21 protein-coding genes and 1 pseudogene are annotated in these 17,586 nt (G+C 70.1%); 12 read left to right on the top strand and 10 right to left on the bottom strand.

Annotated features, from left to right (window positions below):
* Positions 1-174 precede the first annotated feature (174 nt).
* The 3 genes from ACIP4X_RS05335 to ACIP4X_RS05325 all read left to right on the top strand — a co-directional run bounded on the left by ACIP4X_RS05335 (position 175) and on the right by ACIP4X_RS05325 (position 2,732).
* Positions 175-966: an IclR family transcriptional regulator C-terminal domain-containing protein gene (locus ACIP4X_RS05335; RefSeq protein WP_391454242.1), complete on the top strand. Its 792-nt coding sequence runs from the start codon at positions 175-177 to the stop codon at positions 964-966.
* Between the two features lie 168 nt (positions 967-1,134).
* A complete protein-coding gene (locus ACIP4X_RS05330) occupies positions 1,135-1,785 on the top strand; it encodes a bifunctional 4-hydroxy-2-oxoglutarate aldolase/2-dehydro-3-deoxy-phosphogluconate aldolase (RefSeq protein WP_391454240.1) in 651 nt (216 codons plus the stop codon).
* 5 nt (positions 1,786-1,790) lie between these two features.
* Positions 1,791-2,732 carry a sugar kinase gene (locus tag ACIP4X_RS05325; protein ID WP_401346894.1) on the top strand — a complete coding sequence of 314 codons (942 nt, stop codon included), beginning with the start codon at positions 1,791-1,793 and terminating at the stop codon, positions 2,730-2,732.
* A 9-nt stretch (positions 2,733-2,741) separates the two neighbouring features.
* Here the strand turns inward: ACIP4X_RS05325 and ACIP4X_RS05320 are convergent, their stop codons facing one another.
* Entirely contained in the window at positions 2,742-3,026 is a 285-nt protein-coding gene (locus ACIP4X_RS05320) for a DUF2530 domain-containing protein (protein ID WP_358730921.1), read from the bottom strand.
* Positions 3,027-3,269: 243 nt separating this feature from the next.
* On the opposite strand from ACIP4X_RS05320, the gene ACIP4X_RS05315 reads away from it, so the two are divergent.
* A complete protein-coding gene (locus tag ACIP4X_RS05315; protein ID WP_358730923.1) occupies positions 3,270-4,718 on the top strand; it encodes an NCS2 family permease in 1,449 nt (482 codons plus the stop codon).
* A gap of 8 nt (positions 4,719-4,726) precedes the next feature.
* Here the strand turns inward: ACIP4X_RS05315 and ACIP4X_RS05310 are convergent, their stop codons facing one another.
* The gene (locus ACIP4X_RS05310; protein ID WP_141360185.1) at positions 4,727-4,909 is read right to left on the bottom strand and encodes a ribbon-helix-helix protein, CopG family; all 183 of its coding nucleotides are present in this window, start codon (positions 4,907-4,909) and stop codon (positions 4,727-4,729) included.
* A gap of 153 nt (positions 4,910-5,062) precedes the next feature.
* Between ACIP4X_RS05310 and ACIP4X_RS05305 the strand changes: the two genes are divergently transcribed.
* On the top strand, positions 5,063-5,500 hold the full coding sequence (locus ACIP4X_RS05305) for a MarR family transcriptional regulator (RefSeq protein ID WP_358730925.1): 438 nt from the start codon (positions 5,063-5,065) through the stop codon (positions 5,498-5,500).
* 49 nt (positions 5,501-5,549) lie between these two features.
* Positions 5,550-6,911 carry an MFS transporter gene (locus ACIP4X_RS05300; protein ID WP_358730927.1) on the top strand — a complete coding sequence of 454 codons (1,362 nt, stop codon included), beginning with the start codon at positions 5,550-5,552 and terminating at the stop codon, positions 6,909-6,911.
* A 29-nt stretch (positions 6,912-6,940) separates the two neighbouring features.
* Here ACIP4X_RS05300 and ACIP4X_RS05295 read toward each other — a convergent pair.
* A pseudogene (locus tag ACIP4X_RS05295) lies at positions 6,941-7,378 on the bottom strand (Uma2 family endonuclease); the annotation flags it as partial.
* Positions 7,379-7,428: 50 nt separating this feature from the next.
* Here ACIP4X_RS05295 and thpR point away from each other — a divergent pair.
* On the top strand, positions 7,429-8,001 hold the full coding sequence (thpR, locus tag ACIP4X_RS05290; protein ID WP_358730929.1) for an RNA 2',3'-cyclic phosphodiesterase: 573 nt from the start codon (positions 7,429-7,431) through the stop codon (positions 7,999-8,001).
* Between the two features lie 205 nt (positions 8,002-8,206).
* Here the strand turns inward: thpR and ACIP4X_RS05285 are convergent, their stop codons facing one another.
* The 3 genes from ACIP4X_RS05285 to ACIP4X_RS05275 form a co-directional block, all read right to left on the bottom strand.
* A complete protein-coding gene (locus ACIP4X_RS05285; RefSeq protein WP_358730930.1) occupies positions 8,207-9,202 on the bottom strand; it encodes an aldo/keto reductase in 996 nt (331 codons plus the stop codon).
* 69 nt (positions 9,203-9,271) lie between these two features.
* Positions 9,272-9,859, bottom strand: coding sequence for a Uma2 family endonuclease (locus tag ACIP4X_RS05280; RefSeq protein ID WP_358731015.1), 588 nt, complete (start codon positions 9,857-9,859; stop codon positions 9,272-9,274).
* 124 nt (positions 9,860-9,983) lie between these two features.
* Positions 9,984-10,658, bottom strand: coding sequence for a GDSL-type esterase/lipase family protein (locus ACIP4X_RS05275; protein WP_358730932.1), 675 nt, complete (start codon positions 10,656-10,658; stop codon positions 9,984-9,986).
* A gap of 88 nt (positions 10,659-10,746) precedes the next feature.
* On the opposite strand from ACIP4X_RS05275, the gene ACIP4X_RS05270 reads away from it, so the two are divergent.
* The 3 genes from ACIP4X_RS05270 (at position 10,747) to ACIP4X_RS05260 (ending at position 14,568) form a co-directional block, all read left to right on the top strand.
* The gene (locus ACIP4X_RS05270) at positions 10,747-11,727 is read left to right on the top strand and encodes a WD40 repeat domain-containing protein (RefSeq protein ID WP_358730933.1); all 981 of its coding nucleotides are present in this window, start codon (positions 10,747-10,749) and stop codon (positions 11,725-11,727) included.
* Between the two features lie 97 nt (positions 11,728-11,824).
* Positions 11,825-13,363 (top strand): cellulase family glycosylhydrolase, encoded by a 1,539-nt coding sequence (locus ACIP4X_RS05265; protein ID WP_358730934.1) that lies wholly within the window; start codon positions 11,825-11,827, stop codon positions 13,361-13,363.
* A gap of 215 nt (positions 13,364-13,578) precedes the next feature.
* A complete protein-coding gene (locus ACIP4X_RS05260; protein WP_401346891.1) occupies positions 13,579-14,568 on the top strand; it encodes an endonuclease/exonuclease/phosphatase family protein in 990 nt (329 codons plus the stop codon).
* On the opposite strand, the gene ACIP4X_RS05255 is transcribed toward ACIP4X_RS05260, so the two are convergent.
* Together ACIP4X_RS05255 and ACIP4X_RS05250 are read right to left on the bottom strand one after the other, a co-directional pair.
* The gene (locus ACIP4X_RS05255; protein WP_401346739.1) at positions 14,551-14,823 is read right to left on the bottom strand and encodes a hypothetical protein; all 273 of its coding nucleotides are present in this window, start codon (positions 14,821-14,823) and stop codon (positions 14,551-14,553) included. The genes ACIP4X_RS05260 and ACIP4X_RS05255 overlap by 18 nt on opposite strands.
* Before the next feature lie 92 nt (positions 14,824-14,915).
* Positions 14,916-15,095 carry a DUF397 domain-containing protein gene (locus ACIP4X_RS05250; RefSeq protein WP_401346736.1) on the bottom strand — a complete coding sequence of 60 codons (180 nt, stop codon included), beginning with the start codon at positions 15,093-15,095 and terminating at the stop codon, positions 14,916-14,918.
* 179 nt (positions 15,096-15,274) lie between these two features.
* Here ACIP4X_RS05250 and ACIP4X_RS05245 point away from each other — a divergent pair, with 179 nt between their 5' ends.
* Together ACIP4X_RS05245 and ACIP4X_RS05240 are read left to right on the top strand one after the other, a co-directional pair.
* Entirely contained in the window at positions 15,275-15,421 is a 147-nt protein-coding gene (locus ACIP4X_RS05245; RefSeq protein ID WP_401346733.1) for a hypothetical protein, read from the top strand.
* A gap of 220 nt (positions 15,422-15,641) precedes the next feature.
* Positions 15,642-15,905: a hypothetical protein gene (locus ACIP4X_RS05240; protein WP_401346731.1), complete on the top strand. Its 264-nt coding sequence runs from the start codon at positions 15,642-15,644 to the stop codon at positions 15,903-15,905.
* 37 nt (positions 15,906-15,942) lie between these two features.
* On the opposite strand, the gene ACIP4X_RS05235 is transcribed toward ACIP4X_RS05240, so the two are convergent.
* Complete coding sequence (locus tag ACIP4X_RS05235) at positions 15,943-16,791, bottom strand: helix-turn-helix domain-containing protein (RefSeq protein ID WP_401346728.1); 849 nt, start codon at positions 16,789-16,791, stop codon at positions 15,943-15,945.
* 18 nt (positions 16,792-16,809) lie between these two features.
* A complete protein-coding gene (locus ACIP4X_RS05230; RefSeq protein ID WP_401346725.1) occupies positions 16,810-17,577 on the bottom strand; it encodes a DUF6879 family protein in 768 nt (255 codons plus the stop codon).
* Positions 17,578-17,586: the final 9 nt, after the last annotated feature.

Genomic DNA, 17,586 nt, shown 5'->3' with positions numbered 1-17,586 from the left:
GGGGAGGAGAGGGGCTCGTCCGGCGGTCGTACGGGCGGGATGCGGCGTCTGTGCGGCATGGCCTGCGGTGTTGCGCAGTGCAGAACAGTGCTGTGCACTGCACGGAGTGTGCCCTATGATGCTCGGCACGCTCGGCGCGAGTCCCGGCACGCCGACGCGACGAGGAGGCTCGTCTTGACCGATCCGCTCGCCCCCACCCCCGGCGCACGCAACAACTCGGCCTCGCTGCGCCGGGCGCTCGGGATCCTCATCGCGCTCGGCGACGACGTCGAGGGCCGCGGCCGCACGCTCACCGAGCTGGCCGCACAGCAGGGCCTGAGCAAGTCCACGGTGCTGCGCCTGCTGCAGCCGCTCGTCGACGCCCGGTTCGTCCAGGTCCTGCCGAGCGGCGCGTACCGGCTCGGCTGGCGCAACGCCCAGCTCGGGCAGGTGTACCTGGCCGGGAACGACCCGCACCGCGACGCCCGCGACGTGCTGAAGGACCTGTCGGAGTCGACGAACGAGACCGTCCACCTGGTCACGGCGGACTTCCCGCACGTGGTCTACGTCGACAAGGTCGACAGCCCGCTTCCCGTGCGGATGGCGTCGCGGGTCGGCAGCACCCAGCCGGCGTACTGCACCAGCGTCGGCAAGGCCATGCTGGCCCACGCCGGCGCCGCCGTCGTCGACGCGGTGATCGCGGCCGGCCTGGCCCCGCGCACCGCGAACACCATCACCGACGGGGACGCGCTGCGCGCCGAGCTCGCGAGGACCCGGGCCCGCGGCTGGGCGATCGACGACGTCGAGAACGAGGCAGGGGTGCGCTGCGTCGCCGCCCCGGTCTTCGACGCCACCGGGGCCGCGACCCACGCGATCAGCGTGTCGGCGCCCGGGGAACGCCTGCCGGCCGAGCGGATCCCGCAAGTGGCGCCCCTCGTGACAGCGGCGGCCCGCGCCGTCTCGCAGCAGTGGGGAGGCCGCGGATGACCACGGCCGCCCCCGGTGCCGGACCCGGCCGGAGCCCGCTCGCGCGGCGCGGCCGGAGCGCCACCAGGTTCAGCTGACCACCCTCGACCCACGGCGTGACCTGAGCCTGCCTCGTCGATGGCGACCAGGACCCGCCCCCACCACCCCGTTGTGAGAAGGAGCTGCTCCGTGGCCCGATCGGCGGCCCCCCTGCCCCTGCCCCCGGCCCTGACCGAGACCCGTGTCGTGGCCGTGCTGCGGCCCGCGACGACCGAGCATCTGACCACCACCGTGGCCGCGCTCATACGCGCCGGCGTCCGAGCGATCGAACTGACCGCCACCACACCGGACTTCCCGGCCGTCCTCGCACGGACCGTCCGGCAGTTCTCGGCCGACGCGGTGATCGGCGCCGGCACCCTCACCGACGAGACCCTCACCCGCGCCGCGATCGACGCCGGAGCCGCGTTCGCCGTGTCGCCCGGCCTGGTCGACGAACTCCCCCGGATCGCCTCGGGACACGGCGTGCCGAGCATCGTCGGCGCCTGGTCGCCGTCGGAGGTCATGCGGGCCCACGCCCTCGGCGCGGACGCCGTCAAGATCTTCCCCGCCGCCACCGGCGGCCCCGGCCATCTGCGCAGCCTGCGCGAACCGTTCCCCGGCATCCCCTTCGTTCCGTCGGGAGGGATCACCGTGGAGACCGCCGGCTCGTACGTGGCCGCCGGGGCGGTCGCGGTCAGCCTGGGCGGCGCGCTCACCGGCAGCGCGCTGCGCGACGGCGACGTGTCGGTGATCGCCCGGCGCGCGGCCACCCTGTTCGCGTCGATCGAGGAAGCGGTGTGAGCGCGATGGGTCCGGAAGTCGTCACCCTCGGCGAGTCCATCGGGCTGCTCACCCAGTCGGCGGACCTGCCGCTGATCCGGCAGCCCACCCTGCGGCTCGGCTTCGGCGGCGCCGAGAGCAACGTGGCCATCGGGCTGGCCCGGTGCGGCCGCGCCGCGCACTGGATCGGCCGGCTGGGCACGGACGAGGTCGGCGCGCTCATCGCCCGGGAGCTGCGCGCCGAGGCCGTCTCGACCTCGATCGTGCGCGATCCCGCGCCGACCGGCCTGATGCTCAAGACCCGTCAGGCCTCGGGCCGGGTGCAGGTCGCCTACTACCGGAGCAACAGCGCCGGTTCCCGCCTCGCGCCCGCCGACCTCGACGAGGACCTGATCGCGGGCGCGAGGATCCTGCACGTCACCGGCATCACACCGGCCCTGAGCGCGTCCGCGTCCGACGCGGTGCGCAGGGCCGTCGGCCTCGCCGAGGAGCACGGCGTCACCGTCTCCTTCGACGCCAACTTCCGCTCCCGGCTGTGGGACGAGGACCGGGCCCGCCCGGTGCTGAGCCATCTGCTCGGCAAGGCCGGCATCTTCTTCGCCACCACCGAGGAAGCCCTGCTGTTCACCGGTGAGAAGGACCCCGAACGGCAGGCGCGGGCCATCGCCGCTCTCGGTCCCGACCAGGTCGTGATCAAGCTCGGCTCCGCCGGAAGCGTGGCGTGCGTCGACGGCGTCGTCCACCGGCAGCGGCCCCGGCCGGTCGCCGTGGTCGACCCGGTGGGCGCCGGGGACGCGTTCGCCGCCGGCTACCTCAGCGGGATGCTCGACGCGGCGGACGCGGCCGAGCGCCTTCGGATCGCCGGTCTGTGCGGAGCCCGTGCCGTCACCGTCGCCGGCGACTGGGAGGGAGCCCCGTTCGCGGCCGAGCTCGACGACACCGGTTGCGACACCGACGTCGTCCGCTGAGGGTGGCCCCTATTCCGCGGACGTCGACTGGTGCGGCAGTCCCGCCCGCTCCGCCGCCGCCCGCTTGATGGCCGCGTCCCGCTTGCGGACGTACCAGATGCCGATCAGGCCCAGGCCGCCGCCGGCCAGGCAGGTCCACACCCACCAGGTGTGGCCGTGGTCGTGGAACCAGCCGTAGAAGGGGAGCTGGACCAGGAAGAGGACGAACCACACGATCGTGCCGCCGGTGATGGTGGCGACCACGGGGCCCTCCAGGGGCTCCGGCGCCTCGTGCTTGGGGGTCCACTTCGCCATGGGGATCAGCTTACGGGGCGTGGGCGAGAAGCGTCCCGCCCCTGGCAGAGCCGCTGTCTACGCGCGGAGATGGTCTTTTGTGCTTCATATGTTCATACTGAAACGGTCCGAGTCTGGCCACTTCTCTTCGTAGGAACGCACAACAGAGTCGCGACAGGGACCTGGGGGAACCTGTTGTTCGTCCGTTCTGCTCCTCGGTCCGGCCCGGAACCCCTGCCCATCCGCACCCTTGAGGTCACCCGCATGTCCACCTCGGCCACCGCCAAGGCTTCCGCCCCCGAGCAGCCGGGAACGCCCCCGTACGGCGCCCTCGACCGCTACTTCAAGATCTCCGAACGGGGCAGCACGCTCTCCCGGGAGATCCGCGGCGGTTTCGCCACCTTCTTCGCGATGGCCTACATCATCGTGCTGAACCCGATCATCCTCGGCAGCGCGAAGGACATGTACGGGCACCAGCTCGACAACGGCCAGCTCGTCACCGCCACCGTCGTGACCGCCGCCTTCACCACGCTGCTCATGGGTGTCATCGGCAACGTGCCGATCGCGCTCGCCGCCGGCCTCGGTGTCAACACGGTCGTCGCGCTCCAGCTCGCGCCGCGCATGTCGTGGCCGGACGCCATGGGCATGGTGGTCCTGGCCGGTTTCGTGGTGATGCTGCTGGTCGCCACCGGCCTGCGCGAGCGCGTGATGAACGCCGTGCCGCTCGGCCTGCGCAAGGGCATCGCCATCGGTATCGGCCTGTTCATCATGCTGATCGGGCTCGTCGACTCCGGCTTCGTCTCCCGCATCCCGGACGCCGCCCACACCACCGTCCCGCTCCAGCTCGGCGCCGACGGTCACCTCAACGGCTGGCCGGTTCTCGTCTTCATCCTGGGCGCGCTGCTCACGCTGGCGCTGATCCTGCGCAAGGTGCCCGGCGCGATCCTGATCTCGATCATCGCGATGACCGTCCTGGCGCTCGTGATCGACTCCGTCGCCAAGGTGCCGTCCTGGGGTCTGACCACCCCGAAGTGGCCGGGCAGCCCCGTGGCCACCCCCGACTTCGGCCTGCTGGGCAAGGTCAGCCTGTTCGGCGGGTTCGGGAAGGTCGGTGTGCTCACCGGCGTCCTGTTCGTCTTCACCGTGCTGCTGTCGACCTTCTTCGACGCCATGGGCACGATCATGGGCATCAGCGACGAGGCGAAGCTGACCGACGCCCAGGGGCAGATGCCCGGCATCAACAAGGTCCTCTTCGTCGACGGCATCGCGGTCGCCGCCGGTGGCGCCAGCTCCTCCTCCGCCACCACCTGCTTCGTGGAGTCGACGGCGGGCGTCGGCGAGGGCGCGAGGACCGGCTTCGCCAACGTCATCACCGGCGCCCTGTTCGCCGTGGCCCTGTTCCTGACGCCGATCGCCACCATGGTGCCGTCCCAGGCGGCCACCCCGGCACTGCTCGCGGTGGGCTTCCTGATCCTGTCCGGTTCGGTCAAGGAGATCGACTGGGCGGACTACACGATCGCCGTCCCGGCCTTCGTGACGATGCTGATGATGCCGTTCACCTACTCGATCACCAACGGCATCGGCATGGGCTTCATCACCTTCGTGGTGCTGCGCCTGGCGGCGGGCCGCGGCAAGCAGGTGCCGGTGGCGATGTACGTGGTGGCGGCGGTCTTCGCCTTCTACTACCTGATGCCGGCCCTCGGCCTGACCTGATCCCCGGGTCAGGTGACCCCGTAGAACCTCTCCGTCTCCTCGACGGCGGCCTGGAACCGTTCGTCGAAGTCATCCCGAATGAGCGTCCTGACGACATAGTCCTGGACGCTCATTCCTCTTTTCGCGGCATGGCACCTGAGCCGTTCGAGCAGCTCGTGGTCCATGCGCAGGCTGAGCACGCTGGTCCCCATGGACACGAGGGTCGCGGGACCCATACGCGCAAGGCGTCATGTTCCGTACTGGGATCACCCGAAAGAGTGACGAGTTCTTCAGTGGCGTGAGTCACGGGCCCAGGGCGTGTTCCCGGTGGTATTTAGCGAGAGTAATGAGTTACGCTAAAGAACATGCCGGACCTCACCCATGGCGACGACGCTGCCGCCGTGAACTCCCTGCGCTCCGCCGTGATGCGGTTGTCCCGTCGGCTCAAGCACCAGCGGGTCGACGAGTCGCTGAGCCCCACCGAGATGTCGGTGCTGGGCACCCTGTCCAACTGCGGAAGCGCCACGCCGGGCGAGCTCGCCCGCAAGGAGCACGTGCAGCCGCCGTCGATGACCCGCATCGTGGCGCTGCTCGAAGCCAAGGGGCTGGTCAGCCTGGAGCCCCACCCCGAGGACCGGCGTCAGAAGGTGGTCACGAGGACCGCCCAGGCCGAAACGATGCTGGAGGAGAGCCGCCGCAGGCGGAACGCCTTCCTGGCCGGCCTGGTCGAGGGTCTGGACGAGGACGAGTGGGCCAGACTGAGCGCCGCCGCCCCCGTACTGGAGAAGCTCGCGCACCTGTAGAACACGTACCGCTCGGCGAGTGAGCAGCCGGCCAAGGAGGCGAACCCTTTTGAGTACGGGATCCGGAGCAGACTCCGCCCCCGCACCGACCACCCACGACTCCCGCACCGCCCCCGACACATCCCGCAAGTCCTCGATGTTCAGCTCGCTGAGGGTCAGGAACTACCGCCTGTTCTTCCTCGGCCAGGTCGTCTCCAACACCGGCACCTGGATGCAGCGCATCGCGCAGGACTGGCTGGTCCTGAGCCTCACCGGCTCCTCGGCCGCCGTCGGCATCACGACGGCCCTGCAGTTCCTGCCGATGCTGCTGTTCGGCCTCTACGGCGGCGTCCTCGTCGACCGCCTGCCCAAGCGGCCCACCCTGCTCGTCACCCAGTCGGCCATGGCCGTCACCGGCCTCGCGCTCGCCGCGCTCACCCTGACCGGCCAGGTCCAGGTGTGGCACGTCTACGTCGCCGCGTTCGCGGTCGGCCTGGCCACGGTCCTGGACAACCCGGCCCGCCAGTCCTTCGTCTCGGAGATGGTCGGCCCGGAGCAGCTCCAGAACGCGGTCAGCCTGAACTCCGCGAACTTCCAGTCCGCGCGGCTGATCGGTCCCGCCGTCGCGGGCCTGATGATCACCGGCGTGGGCACCGGCTGGGCGTTCCTCGCCAACGGCCTGTCCTTCGTGGCGCCCATCGCCGGCCTGCTGCTGATGCGCTCCCGCGAGCTGCACGTCGTCGAGCGCACCCCGCGCGGCAAGGGCCAGCTCCGCGAGGGCCTGCGCTATGTCGCCGGCCGTCCCGAGCTGATCTGGCCGATCGTCCTGGTCGGCTTCATCGGCACCTTCGGCTTCAACTTCCCGGTGTGGCTGTCGGCCTACGCCGACGACGTCTTCCACGCCGGAGCCGGCGCCTACAGTCTCTTCAACACCGTGATGGCGGTCGGCTCCCTGGTCGGCGCCCTGCTCGCGGCCCGCCGCGGCACCGCCCGGCTGCGCGTGCTCATCGCGGCCGCCGCGGCCTTCGGCGCGCTGGAGATCGTCGCCGCGACGGCCCCGTCGTACTGGCTGTTCGCGCTGCTGATGGCGCCCATCGGGATATTCGGCCTGACGGTCAACGTCACGGCGAACACCGCGGTGCAGATGGGCACCGATCCGGCCATGCGCGGCCGGGTGATGGCCCTGTTCATGATGGTGTTCATGGGCGGTACGCCGCTGGGCGCGCCGCTCGTCGGCTGGATCACCGACGCCTACGGCGCCCGCGTCGGCTTCGCCGTGGGCGGTGCCGTCTCCCTCGCCGCGGCCGCCACCGTCGGCCTGGTCCTGACCCGCGTCGGCGGACTGCGCCTCTCCATCGCCTGGCACCGCGGCCACCCCCAGGTCAACCTGGTCCCCCGCGAACAGGGCAAGGAACTGGCGGCGGTGGCGTAGCCCGGGGCGTCCGGTCCGGCGGGAACGGGTCAGTCGCGAGGGAACTCGTCGGTCTTGAGGACGAGGCCGACCGGGGTGTCCTTCAGGTCGATCTCGTCACCGAAGTCGAGGCTGAGGACACCCCGGTACTCGCCGTCCTTCGGCAGCGTGTGCAGGTGCCATGTGCCGGTGTACGGGTCCACGATCAGGTACACCGGCACTCCGGCTGCCGCGAAGGCGTCCTTCTTCGGGCCGTAGTCGTTCCTGGCCGTGCCCTGGGAGATCACCTCGGCGACCAGCTCGACGTCCCCGGAACGCCAGTGACCCATCTCGTCCTTCCGGGCGTCCTCGGCGAGGGCGACGACGTCGGACGCGAAGCCGTTGAGGTGTCCGGGGTAGTCGATGCGGACGTCGGACTTCACGCGCTGGCGCGGGTACTTGGCGCGTAGCCGCTGCTGCCTGGTCGCATGCAGCAGCGCGGTACGACGATACGCACGGTGACCAGGTCGCGGCCGGTTGTGTGGCGGACACTGGTCGCATGAGACTCTTCGCCGCCGTGCTGCCGCCGCGGGAGGTGCTCCGGGAGCTCGCGGACGAGGTCGCGGAGTTGCGGAAGCTGCCCGGTGCGGACCGGCTGCGGTGGACGCAGCGGCCCGGCTGGCACTTCACGCTCGCCTTCTACGGCGAGGTCGACGAGGAGGTCGTAGCCGCGCTGTCGGCCCGCCTGGAGAAGGCCGCGCACCGGACCGGGACCTTCTCGCTCGCGCTGCGCGGCGGAGGACAGTTCGGGCGGGGCAAGGCGCTGTGGACCGGGGTGGAGGGCGACCTGGCGGCCCTGCGGCTGCTGGCCGGGCGCGCGGACGCCGCGGCGCGGAAGGCCGGCGTGCCGATGGGGGAGCACCGCCCCTACAAGGCCCATCTGACCGTGGCGCGCAGCCGGGACGGCCTGGACGCACGCCCGTACGTCCAGGCGCTGCGCGACTTCACGAGCAGCGCCTGGACCGTGCGGGAGCTGGTCCTCGTCCGCAGCCTGCTGCCGGTGTCCGGGGTGCCGGGGGAACAGCCCCGCTACGAACCGGTCGGCCGCTGGCCACTGCGGGCGGCCGGTTAGTCTCGGGTACGTGGACCCGAAAACCCGGAACCGGATCATGGCCGGTGCGCTTGTGCTGATGTTCGCCGTCGTCGCCCTGGCGGCCGCGCTCGGCAGGTGACGCGGAGCACGGCCGCCAGGGCCGGTGCGGCCGCCGGGGCGGACAGGGCCGACGCCGGGCCCGGTACGGCCGCCCGCCCGGCGCGGCAGGCGCCCGCCGGGCGCCTCACCAGGCGAAGGCCTCCGGCGACGGACCCGGACCCGGGAAGATCTCGTCGAGCCCGGTCAGCAGTTCCTCGCTCAGCTCCAGCTCGACCGCCCGCAGCGCCGACGCGAGCTGCTCGGCGGTGCGCGGGCCGACGATCGGGCCGGTCACGCCGGGCCGGGTGAGCAGCCAGGCCAGCGCGACCTCGCCGGGCTCCAGACCGTGCTTGTCGAGCAGGTCCTCGTACGCCTGGATCCGGTCGCGCATGGCAGTGTCGGCGAGCGCGTCGACGGACCTGCCGGAGGCACGCCGGCCGCCCTCGACCTGCTTCCTGAGCACACCGCCCAGCAGCCCGCCGTTCAGCGGCGACCAGGGGATGACGCCGAGGCCGTAGTCCCGCGCGGCCGGGATCACCTCCATCTCGGCGCGCCGCTCGGCGAGGTTGTACAGGCACTGCTCGCTGACCAGCCCGATGGTGCCGGAGCGCCGCGCGGCGATCTCGTTGGCCTGGGCGATCTTGTAGCCGGGGAAGTTGGAGGAGCCGACGTAGAGGATCTTGCCCTGCTGGATCAGTACGTCGACGGCCTGCCAGATCTCCTCGAACGGGGTGTTCCGGTCGATGTGGTGGAACTGGTAGACGTCGATGTGGTCGGTCCGCAGCCGCTTGAGGCTGGCGTCCACGGCCCGCCGGATGTTCACGGCGGAGAGCTTGTCGTGGTTGGGCCAGACGTTGGAGTTGTCCGGCGACATGTTCCCGTAGACCTTGGTGGCCAGGACGACCTTGTCGCGCCGGTCCCCGCCCTTGGCGAACCAGTTGCCGATGATCGACTCGGTGCGGCCCTTGTCCTCGCCCCAGCCGTAGACGTTGGCGGTGTCGAAGAAGTTGATTCCCGCGTCCAGCGCCGCGTCCATGATCGCGTGGCTGTCCGCCTCGTCGGTCTGCGGACCGAAGTTCATCGTGCCGAGCACCAGTCGGCTGACCTTGAGTCCTGTGCGTCCGAGCTGTGTGTACTTCATGGTCCACAAGCCAACGTCTTGGAGTGCGCTCGACGCAAGAGGGGGTGTGGACGGGGGCGACGCCGGTGCTCAGTCGCGGGGGAACTCGTCGGTCCGGAGGGTGAGACCTACGGGGGTGTCGGTGAGGTCCACGTCGGATCCGAACTCGACCTTCGTGTCGATCGCGTAGTCGTCCCCCTTGGGCTGCGTGTATACGCGGCATCGGCCCTGGTAGGGGTCCACGATGACGTAGACCGGGACCTCGGCGATCGCGTACGCGGCTTTCTTGGGGCCGTAGTCGTTGGCCGCGGTGCCTTCGGAGACGACCTCGGCGACGAACTCGACGTCTTCGTGACGCCATCGACCTTCGCTGTCCTTCTGCGCCGAGTCACTGAGCTTGGTGACGTCCGGGCAGAAGCCGTTCTCGCGGCCGGGAAAGTCGATCCGAACGTCGGAGAACACCTTGACGTCCATCCCGAACCTGTCCTCGATCGCTCGTACGATCCGCCGGATGATCTCCCAATGGGTGTCGCGTTGCGGCGTCATGTGTACGTTGCCCCCGACGATCTCGACCCTGAATCCTTCGGGGACGGGCATGCGCTCAAGACGCTCGAACCACTCGTCAAGACGCTTGGTGTTGGCGTCGGCCATCTCGATCCTGTCCTCCAGGACGGTCATCATGGCGCTCCTCCCCGGCTGCCCCACGGACGAGTACAGCCGCGCAGTACAACGATACGGTCGGCGGCCAGGACACAGGCGGCAGTGCATATGCCAGGAGACAGGAGGAGGAGCCCGGGGCGGCTCAGCCCTCGTACTGCCCGCCCCACCCCCACCCCCGGTGCAGCGCCCCCGCGAACGCGCTCGCGATCTTGTGCTCGCCGCTCCGGTTCGGGTGGGTGCCGTCGTAGGTGTCCGAGTGGATGTCGTACGTCGACGGCCTGGGCGCCAGGAGCAGCGGGGAGCGAGGCTCGTCGAGGTCGGCCACCGCCTTGGCCAGCAGCTCGTTGAAGCGGTCCATCTGCGCGGCGAAGGGCGGGTCGGCCGCGGCGCGGATGTTCGGGATCACCGGGAGCAGGACCGCGCGGACGCGCGCGTTGGCGGCGCGCGCCCTCCGCACGAAGGCCTCCACGTTGACCGCCGTCTGATCGGCGTTCGTGTAGAAGCCCAGGTCGATCAGGCCGAGCGAGACCAGCAGCACGTCCGCGCGGCACTCGCGCACCGCGTCGCCGATGAGCGGGACCATGTGCCCCCAGCCCTCGCCCCAGCCGGCCAGATGGGCGCGGGGGAAGTCCGGATCGGCGTAGGCGAGGGAGTCCGGCGCGTCCGCCGACTTGTCGTAGAGCGTCTCGCGCGGGCCGACGAGCGTGAACGGGCCCCCGTACGTCCCGCGCAGGTGCTGCCACAGCCGGTAGCGCCAGGTGTGCTCGCCCGCGCTGCCGATCGTCATGGAGTCACCGACGGGCATGAACCTGAGCATCCGCTCATCATGAACGACGGACCGGAGCGGCGCGACGTGGGGCCCACCGCGCCGTGTGAACACACGTGCGGGATGGCACGCTTGGGGGATGCGCCGACCGTTCGCCCTGCTCGCCGGGGCCCTTCTCGTGGGTGCGCTCGCCGCGCCCGCCGCCCTCGCCGCCGACGGCGACGACGGGTTCACGATTAAGGACCCGCGGATCAAGGAGTCCAGCGGCCTCGCGGCCTCGCACCTGCACCCCGGCGTCTACTGGACGCACAACGACAGCGGCTACGGCCCGCAGATCTACGCCGTGGACGGCAGGACCGGCGAGACCGTCGCCACCGTCACCCTCAGCGGTATCGGCAAGCCCCGCGACGCGGAGGCCATCTCCATCGGGCCCGGCAACCAGATCTACCTCGGCGACATCGGGGACAACCTCGACGGCACCTGGCCCTACGTGTGGATCTACCGGCTGCCCGAGCCGAAGGAGCTCAAGGACCAGACGATCCGGGCCACGCAGTACGTCGTGAAGTACTCGGACGGCCCGCGCAACGCCGAGTCGATGGTCGTGCACCCGAAGACCGGCCGCGTCTACATCATCGACAAGAAGGAGGACGGCGGTCACCTCTACGAGGGCCCGGCCGAACTGTCCCCCACCGGCACGAACGTCTTCAAGCCGATCGCCCCCGTCGACCTGTGGGCCACCGACGCCGCCCTCTCCCCGGACGGCACGCACCTCGCCGTGCGCGGCTACTTCGGCGGCATCCACTACGACTGGAACGGCGGCAGGATCAAGCGCGCGGGCCAGCTCGACGTCCCGCTCCAGAGGCAGGGGGAGTCCGTCACCTACAGCGTGGACGGCACCAAGCTGCTGTACGGCAGCGAGGGTTCCAGCAGCCCGGTGCAGGTGCGCGACGCGCCGGAGGCCGACGGGTCCGCCAAGTCGCCTTCCAAACAGGGGGGTTCGAGTTCCACCGGGGCAGGTCCCGACGGGGGCGGACGCTTCGGCGTGGGCACCGTCGCCGCGGTGGCCGTCGTGGTGGCCGCGGTGTGGGGGCTGGGGCGTTTGTTGCGTCGGCGCTCTTGACGGGCGGTCACCGCCTGCCTTCCACTGGGAGGCGCGGGTGTGTGGGAGCGCTCCCACTCGTTCCGGTCCCGCGGCCCCCTCGGGAGGAAGCAGCACCATGTTCCGCACCTTGCGAAGAGCGCTGTGCGCTGCCGCGGCAGCGCTCCTTTTACCGCTGGGCCTGGGACTCGGCCTGCCGGCGACCGCGCATGCGGCCCCCGCCGCGGGCGGCGCCGGCTACTGGCACACCAGCGGACGCCAGATCCTGGACGCGTCCGGGCAGTCCGTCCGGATCGCCGGTATCAACTGGTTCGGCTTCGAGACCAGCAACCAGGTCGTCCACGGCCTGTGGTCCCGCGACTACAAGAGCATGATCGACCAGATGAAGTCGCTGGGCTACAACACCATCCGGCTGCCCTACAGCGACGACATCTTCAAGTCCGGCGCGGTGCCCTCCAGCATCGACTTCTCCGCCGGCAAGAACGCCGACCTGCAGGGGCTGAACTCCCTCCAGGTCATCGACAAGCTCGTCGCCTACGCCGGTCAGGACGGCCTGAAGGTCATCCTCGACCGCCACCGGCCGGACTCGGGCGGCCAGTCGGCCCTCTGGTACACCGCCTCCGTCCCCGAGTCGACGTGGATCGCCAACCTCAAGTCGATGGCGTCCCGTTACAAGGGCAACGCCACGGTCATCGGCATCGACCTGCACAACGAGCCCCACGACCCGGCCTGCTGGGGCTGCGGGGACCAGGCGACCGACTGGCGGCTGGCCGCCGAGCGGGCCGGCAACGCGGTTCTCTCCGTCAACCCCGATCTGCTGATCTTCGTCGAGGGCATCCAGACCTTCAACGGCGTCTCCGGCTGGTGGGGCGGCAACCTGATGGGCGTCGGCCAGTACCCGGTGCGGCTCGACGTGGCCAACCGGGTCGTGTACTCGGCCCACGACTACGCCACCAGCGTCGCCCAGCAGACCTGGTTCAGCGACCCGTCCTTCCCCAGCAACATGCCGGGCGTCTGGGACAAGTACTGGGGCTACATCTTCAAGCAGAACATCGCCCCCGTGTGGGTCGGCGAGTTCGGCACCACGCTCCAGTCCACGGTGGACCAGAAGTGGCTGTCGGCGCTGGTCAGTTACCTGCGGCCGACCTCGACGTACGGCGGCGACTCCTTCCACTGGACGTTCTGGTCCTGGAACCCCAACTCCGGTGACACCGGCGGGATCCTGAAGGACGACTGGCAGACGGTGGACACGGTCAAGGACGGCTACCTGGCGACCGTGAAGGCTCCGGGCTTCCCGAGCACCGGGGGCGGTGACAACGGCGGAGGCGGCACCGGCGGCGGTGACGGCGGCGGCAAGGCGGCCTGCCGGGCCACGTACGTCGTCAGCAGCGACTGGGGCAGCGGCTTCAACGCCGATGTGACGGTGACCAACACCGGCTCCACCGCGATCAAGTCCTGGAAGGTGACCTGGACCTGGAGCGGGTCCCAGAAGGTCACCAACATGTGGAACGCCTCGTACACCCAGAGCGGGGCGACCGTGACGGCGGTCAACGCCGCCCACAACGGGGCGATCGCCGCCGGCGGTTCGGCCTCCTTCGGCTTCGGGGGCACACCCGCGAGCGGAGGTGCGCCGACCCTGAGCTGCACGGCGACGTGACGACGGCGAGGCGCCCGGGCGATCGACGCCGGGCGCCTTGCGGTTGAGGGATGGGCGGCGCCGCTTTTCAGTCCCTGATGGCGGAAACTGTTCCACTCGGCTGATCGTCTTGGTTGGAGAGGCCGAGCGGAGGGGGAGCCGGGGTGGGTCGGGGGCGGGCGGACAGCGGTGCGGCAGCGGTGAGGGCGGTGGTGCCGTCGTGGGCGCGGCGCCGGGTGGGGCGGAGCGCGCCGAGCCAGGAGGCGCCGGCAGGCGCGGGGCGCCAATCAGTGTGGCGGCGGGGGCGCGTGCTTGCCGGGCTCGCGGTGCTGACGGCCGGGCTACTGGTGTTCCACCGGGCCGTGCCCAACTCCGTGGGCCGCGTGGGCAGTCTGCTGGAGGCGTTCCTGCCGTGGCTCGGTCTGGTGGTCGTGGTGCTGTTCGCCCTGGCGCTGCTGCGCCGTTCCGCCGTGGCGCTGGTGGCTCTGCTGCTGCCGGTGGCGGCCTGGACGTACCTCTTCGGCGGGCTGCTCCTGCCCGGGGCGGCGCCCGGCGCGCGCCAACTGGTCGTGGTGCAGCACAACGTCAGTGACGAGAACGCCGATCCGGCGGGTACGGCCCGCGCCCTGGCCGACGCCGGGCCGGACCTCATCGCGCTGGAGGAACTGGTGCCCCCGGCACTGGCGGTCTACGAGCGGACCCTCGCCGCCGCCTACCCGTACCACGAGGTCCGGGGCACCGTCGGACTCTGGTCGAGGCATCCGCTGACCGGTGCGCGGGCGCTGGACATCAAGCCCCGTGGGATCACGGAGCCCTGGAGCCGCGGACTGCGGACCGAGGTGCACACGCCGCACGGCCGGGTCGCGGCGTACGTGGCGCACCTGCCCTCCCTCCGCGTGCGGGCGAGCGGCCTCACGTCCGCCCGGCGCGACGAGAGCGCCCGGCTGCTGGGCGAGGCCGTCGCGGCAGAGGAGTTGAAAACGGTGATCCTGCTGGGGGACCTCAACGGCACGGTGGAGGACCGCGGTCTGGCCCCACTGACCTCACGGCTGAACGTGGCGGAACGGGGCTTCGCGCTCAGCTTCCCCGCGGCCTTCCCGCTGGCCCGGATCGACCAGGTCATGGCCCGCTCGGCGACAGTCACCGACATCCGCACCCTGCCCACCACCGGCAGCGACCACATTCCGGTCGCCGCCAGGATCACGCTGTCAGCCGGCCGCCGCTGAGGGGACGGGCCTGCTCCGCCGTGCCCACAGGCTCAGTGCCCATGACGTGAGGACCAGGAGAACGCATGCGGTCCTGGCGGTCCAGGCCGTGGGTGAGGAGGGGCCGTACCTGTCGACGAGGACGATGCCTGCCGCGCCGGTGACGAGCAGCAGCGCCGGCAGTCCGCGCCGCCACATGGGCAGGTGACGCGTGCCCCACGCCGACCGGGCCATCCAGGCGCAGACGAACAGGATGAACCACGCGAGGAAACTCATCGGACCCTCCGTCGGCGGCAGGAGAACCCGCCTCGTCCCGGTGACCGAAGGGCGCCCCGCTGTTCGCCGGGCGCCCTTCGTGTGTGCGATGCCTACGAGAACTGGCTGAGGAACGCCTGCCAGCTCTCGCGGGAGACGGTGAGCAGGGGGCCATCCTGCCGCTTGCTGTCGCGGACGGCTCGGCCGTGTTCGGTTGTACCGGCCACTTCTACGCAGTTGCCCTGCTGCCCGGAGTACGACGACTTGCGGAAGGGGCCCACAACCTCGGTCACGATCAGTCTTCCTCGGTTCTCCGCAGTATGTCCCGGATGAGCCTCGCACTCGCTTCCGGCGCCAACGCTGGCGATCGTAGTTCTCGTGGAGGCGCTGTCCGACGCATGGGGATGCCGGCAGGAGCCGTACGCGAAGTGCGTCTGGGCCCGGTTCACCCTCGCGGAGGAGGAGAGGATTCGTGTTCCGACTGGTTCTTGACGTGATCGCCCGCCTGCTCTCCAGCAGCCCTGCGGTGAGTGACTGGGACATCGCCCGGGAGGTCCGGACGCCGGATCCGTACGTATGGCGCCTTCCGAGCCCGCACAAGGCCTGCTGGCACCGCTGAGCCAAGCGCTGCCGAGCCGGCCGCTACGTACCGTTCCCTCGCGAGGTGGAGTGCTGGGCGGTCCCGGACCACGCGCAGCCACCATCTTGAGCCAGGCGATCTACGTCGAATAGGATCGCCGCGGATGGCATGTCCGCGTATTTGCAGATCAGTCGGATTCACGCTGCGGAAGTAGCTTTACCCTATTACTTCGCAATCTGCGACGACGTGCGGGGGAGCCATGTTCGCCATCAAGTTCCTGATTTCGTTGTGCGCTCTGCCGGTCGCGATTGCCGTCTCAGCTTTAATCATTCTCTACTACTTGACGGGCGCTGCCGCAGGTCTCCTCATCGGCGCCCCGATACTGGCACTCTCGGCCGCGCTCGGCGACAAGGGCGACACCAACGGCCTTGCCGACTGGATCGCGAAGGGCCTGAAGGCAACCGTGCATGGTCCCGTGGAGGTGTTTGAGAACATCTACGGAAGCATCTGGAACGACTTTTAGCGGCAAGCCGACGGCGGCGTGGTGCGGCCTCGCATGCTCAGAACCTGATGCCCCGGCGGACCCGGGCGATCACCTGCTGGGCGTCGGCGCCGAAGACGGCAGACTCCGCGAAGGTGTCCCAGACCTGCCGGTAGAGAGCAATCGTTTCGGCGTCGTCCAGCCACAACTCGGCGTGCCAGTCCTCGACGACGACCAGGCGGTCGTCCAGCATGCAGAATGAATTGCCCAACGCCAGCGGCAGGGCACCGTCCATCGGCAGGATCCCCATGCGCACGGTGTCCATGCCCACCACCCCGAGCAGGCGATCGAGTTGGGCCGCCAGTACCTCCGGTGGGCAGATCCGAGCCCAGAGCACGCTCTCGTGCATGAGCAGGTTCAACCGCTTGCCCGGCCGGTAGAGCCACTCCTGTCGTCTCATGCGGGCGCGCACTGCGGCTTCCGTGTCCCGAGGGGCATTCTGGAGTGCGGAGTGGCCCTCGAAGACGCACCGAGCGTAATCGGCTGTCTGAAGCATCCCGCTGACAGCGGCGTTGCTCAACGCGTGCAGTGTCTGGGCACCGGAGACGAGAGTGTTCCAGGTTTCCTGGACCGGGACATGCCCTCCGGAAAGCTGACGCCGCCAGGAACGGATGTGGCTTTCAAAACCCTTCAGCCTGGCACGCAGCTCTGGGAACACGGCGGACTGTCCGACGGCCTCGGTCCATGCCCGCAGGTCGTCGTCCGTAGGCGTCTGTCTGCCGTTCTCCAGCTTGCTGACCTTCGACTGCGGCCACCCCAGCCGCTGGGCCAGCTCCGTACCGGTGAGTCGGCCATCAGGGCTCTCGATGCGCAATTCCCTGAGTTTGACACCCAGTTCCTCGCGCGCTCTCTGATAGTCCGTGCTCACCGGTACCCGCTCTTGCTCCTACGCGTCGTCGTGCATCTCCGCCGTGAACTGCTCCCACGGTGCGGCGTGATGCCAAGCAGCATCCCTGATGATGGCGCACCGCACCACCTCTGCCGGTTCCGTGACGAGGTCCACATGGGTGAGCTGATCGTCGTCATCGAACCGCAAGAGCGCGATGAGTCGGCTGTCGAACAGCCAGAAGTCCTCGGCGGGGAGCCGGAGTCGTTCCGCGTCGGCACGCCGCATGTTGCGGATGTCCTCACCGGTCGCGATGTTCCACCTGGCGCCGTCGAGGAGGTATCGCTGCCCGGGAGTGGGGGGCTGGTCCACGATTCGCACCCGCTCGACACGCTTTCCCTGTGCGGTCTGCGCACGGATCGTGTCCCGGAACGCCCTGGCCGGCGAGCCTTCCGGCCAGTCCTCGACGACACTCCCCGTCTCGATGAAACGGTCCCAGCGGTCACCGGCTTCATCACTCGCGTACCGCCGACGGGTCTCCAACCGCCACGCGGTGTGCTCGAATTTGCCGAACAAGCCGTTGAACTCGTCCAGATCGATCGTCCTCACCTGCCGCGTCCTCTCCTTCGGCGCCCAGTCCTCCAGCAGCTCACGCGGCACCACGACCGCAACCTCTCCTTCCGAGAGGTGCTGGAGCTGCGCCACTTCTTCGATGTCGGTCAGCGGAGGTCCGTGCACGACGATCTCTCCGCTGTCCAAGTCCTCATGCAGAGACGGACATCCGCCGACGTCACTACCGGTCCCGTTGAACCGCAGCCTACGTGCCATGTACGACCA

This window comes from Streptomyces sp. NPDC088817, assembly GCF_044750345.1.
In the GTDB taxonomy this organism is placed as follows: Bacteria; Actinomycetota; Actinomycetes; order Streptomycetales; family Streptomycetaceae; genus Streptomyces.
The sequence above is the reverse complement of the archived record's forward strand: the minus strand, read 5'-3'. Positions and strand labels throughout refer to the sequence as shown.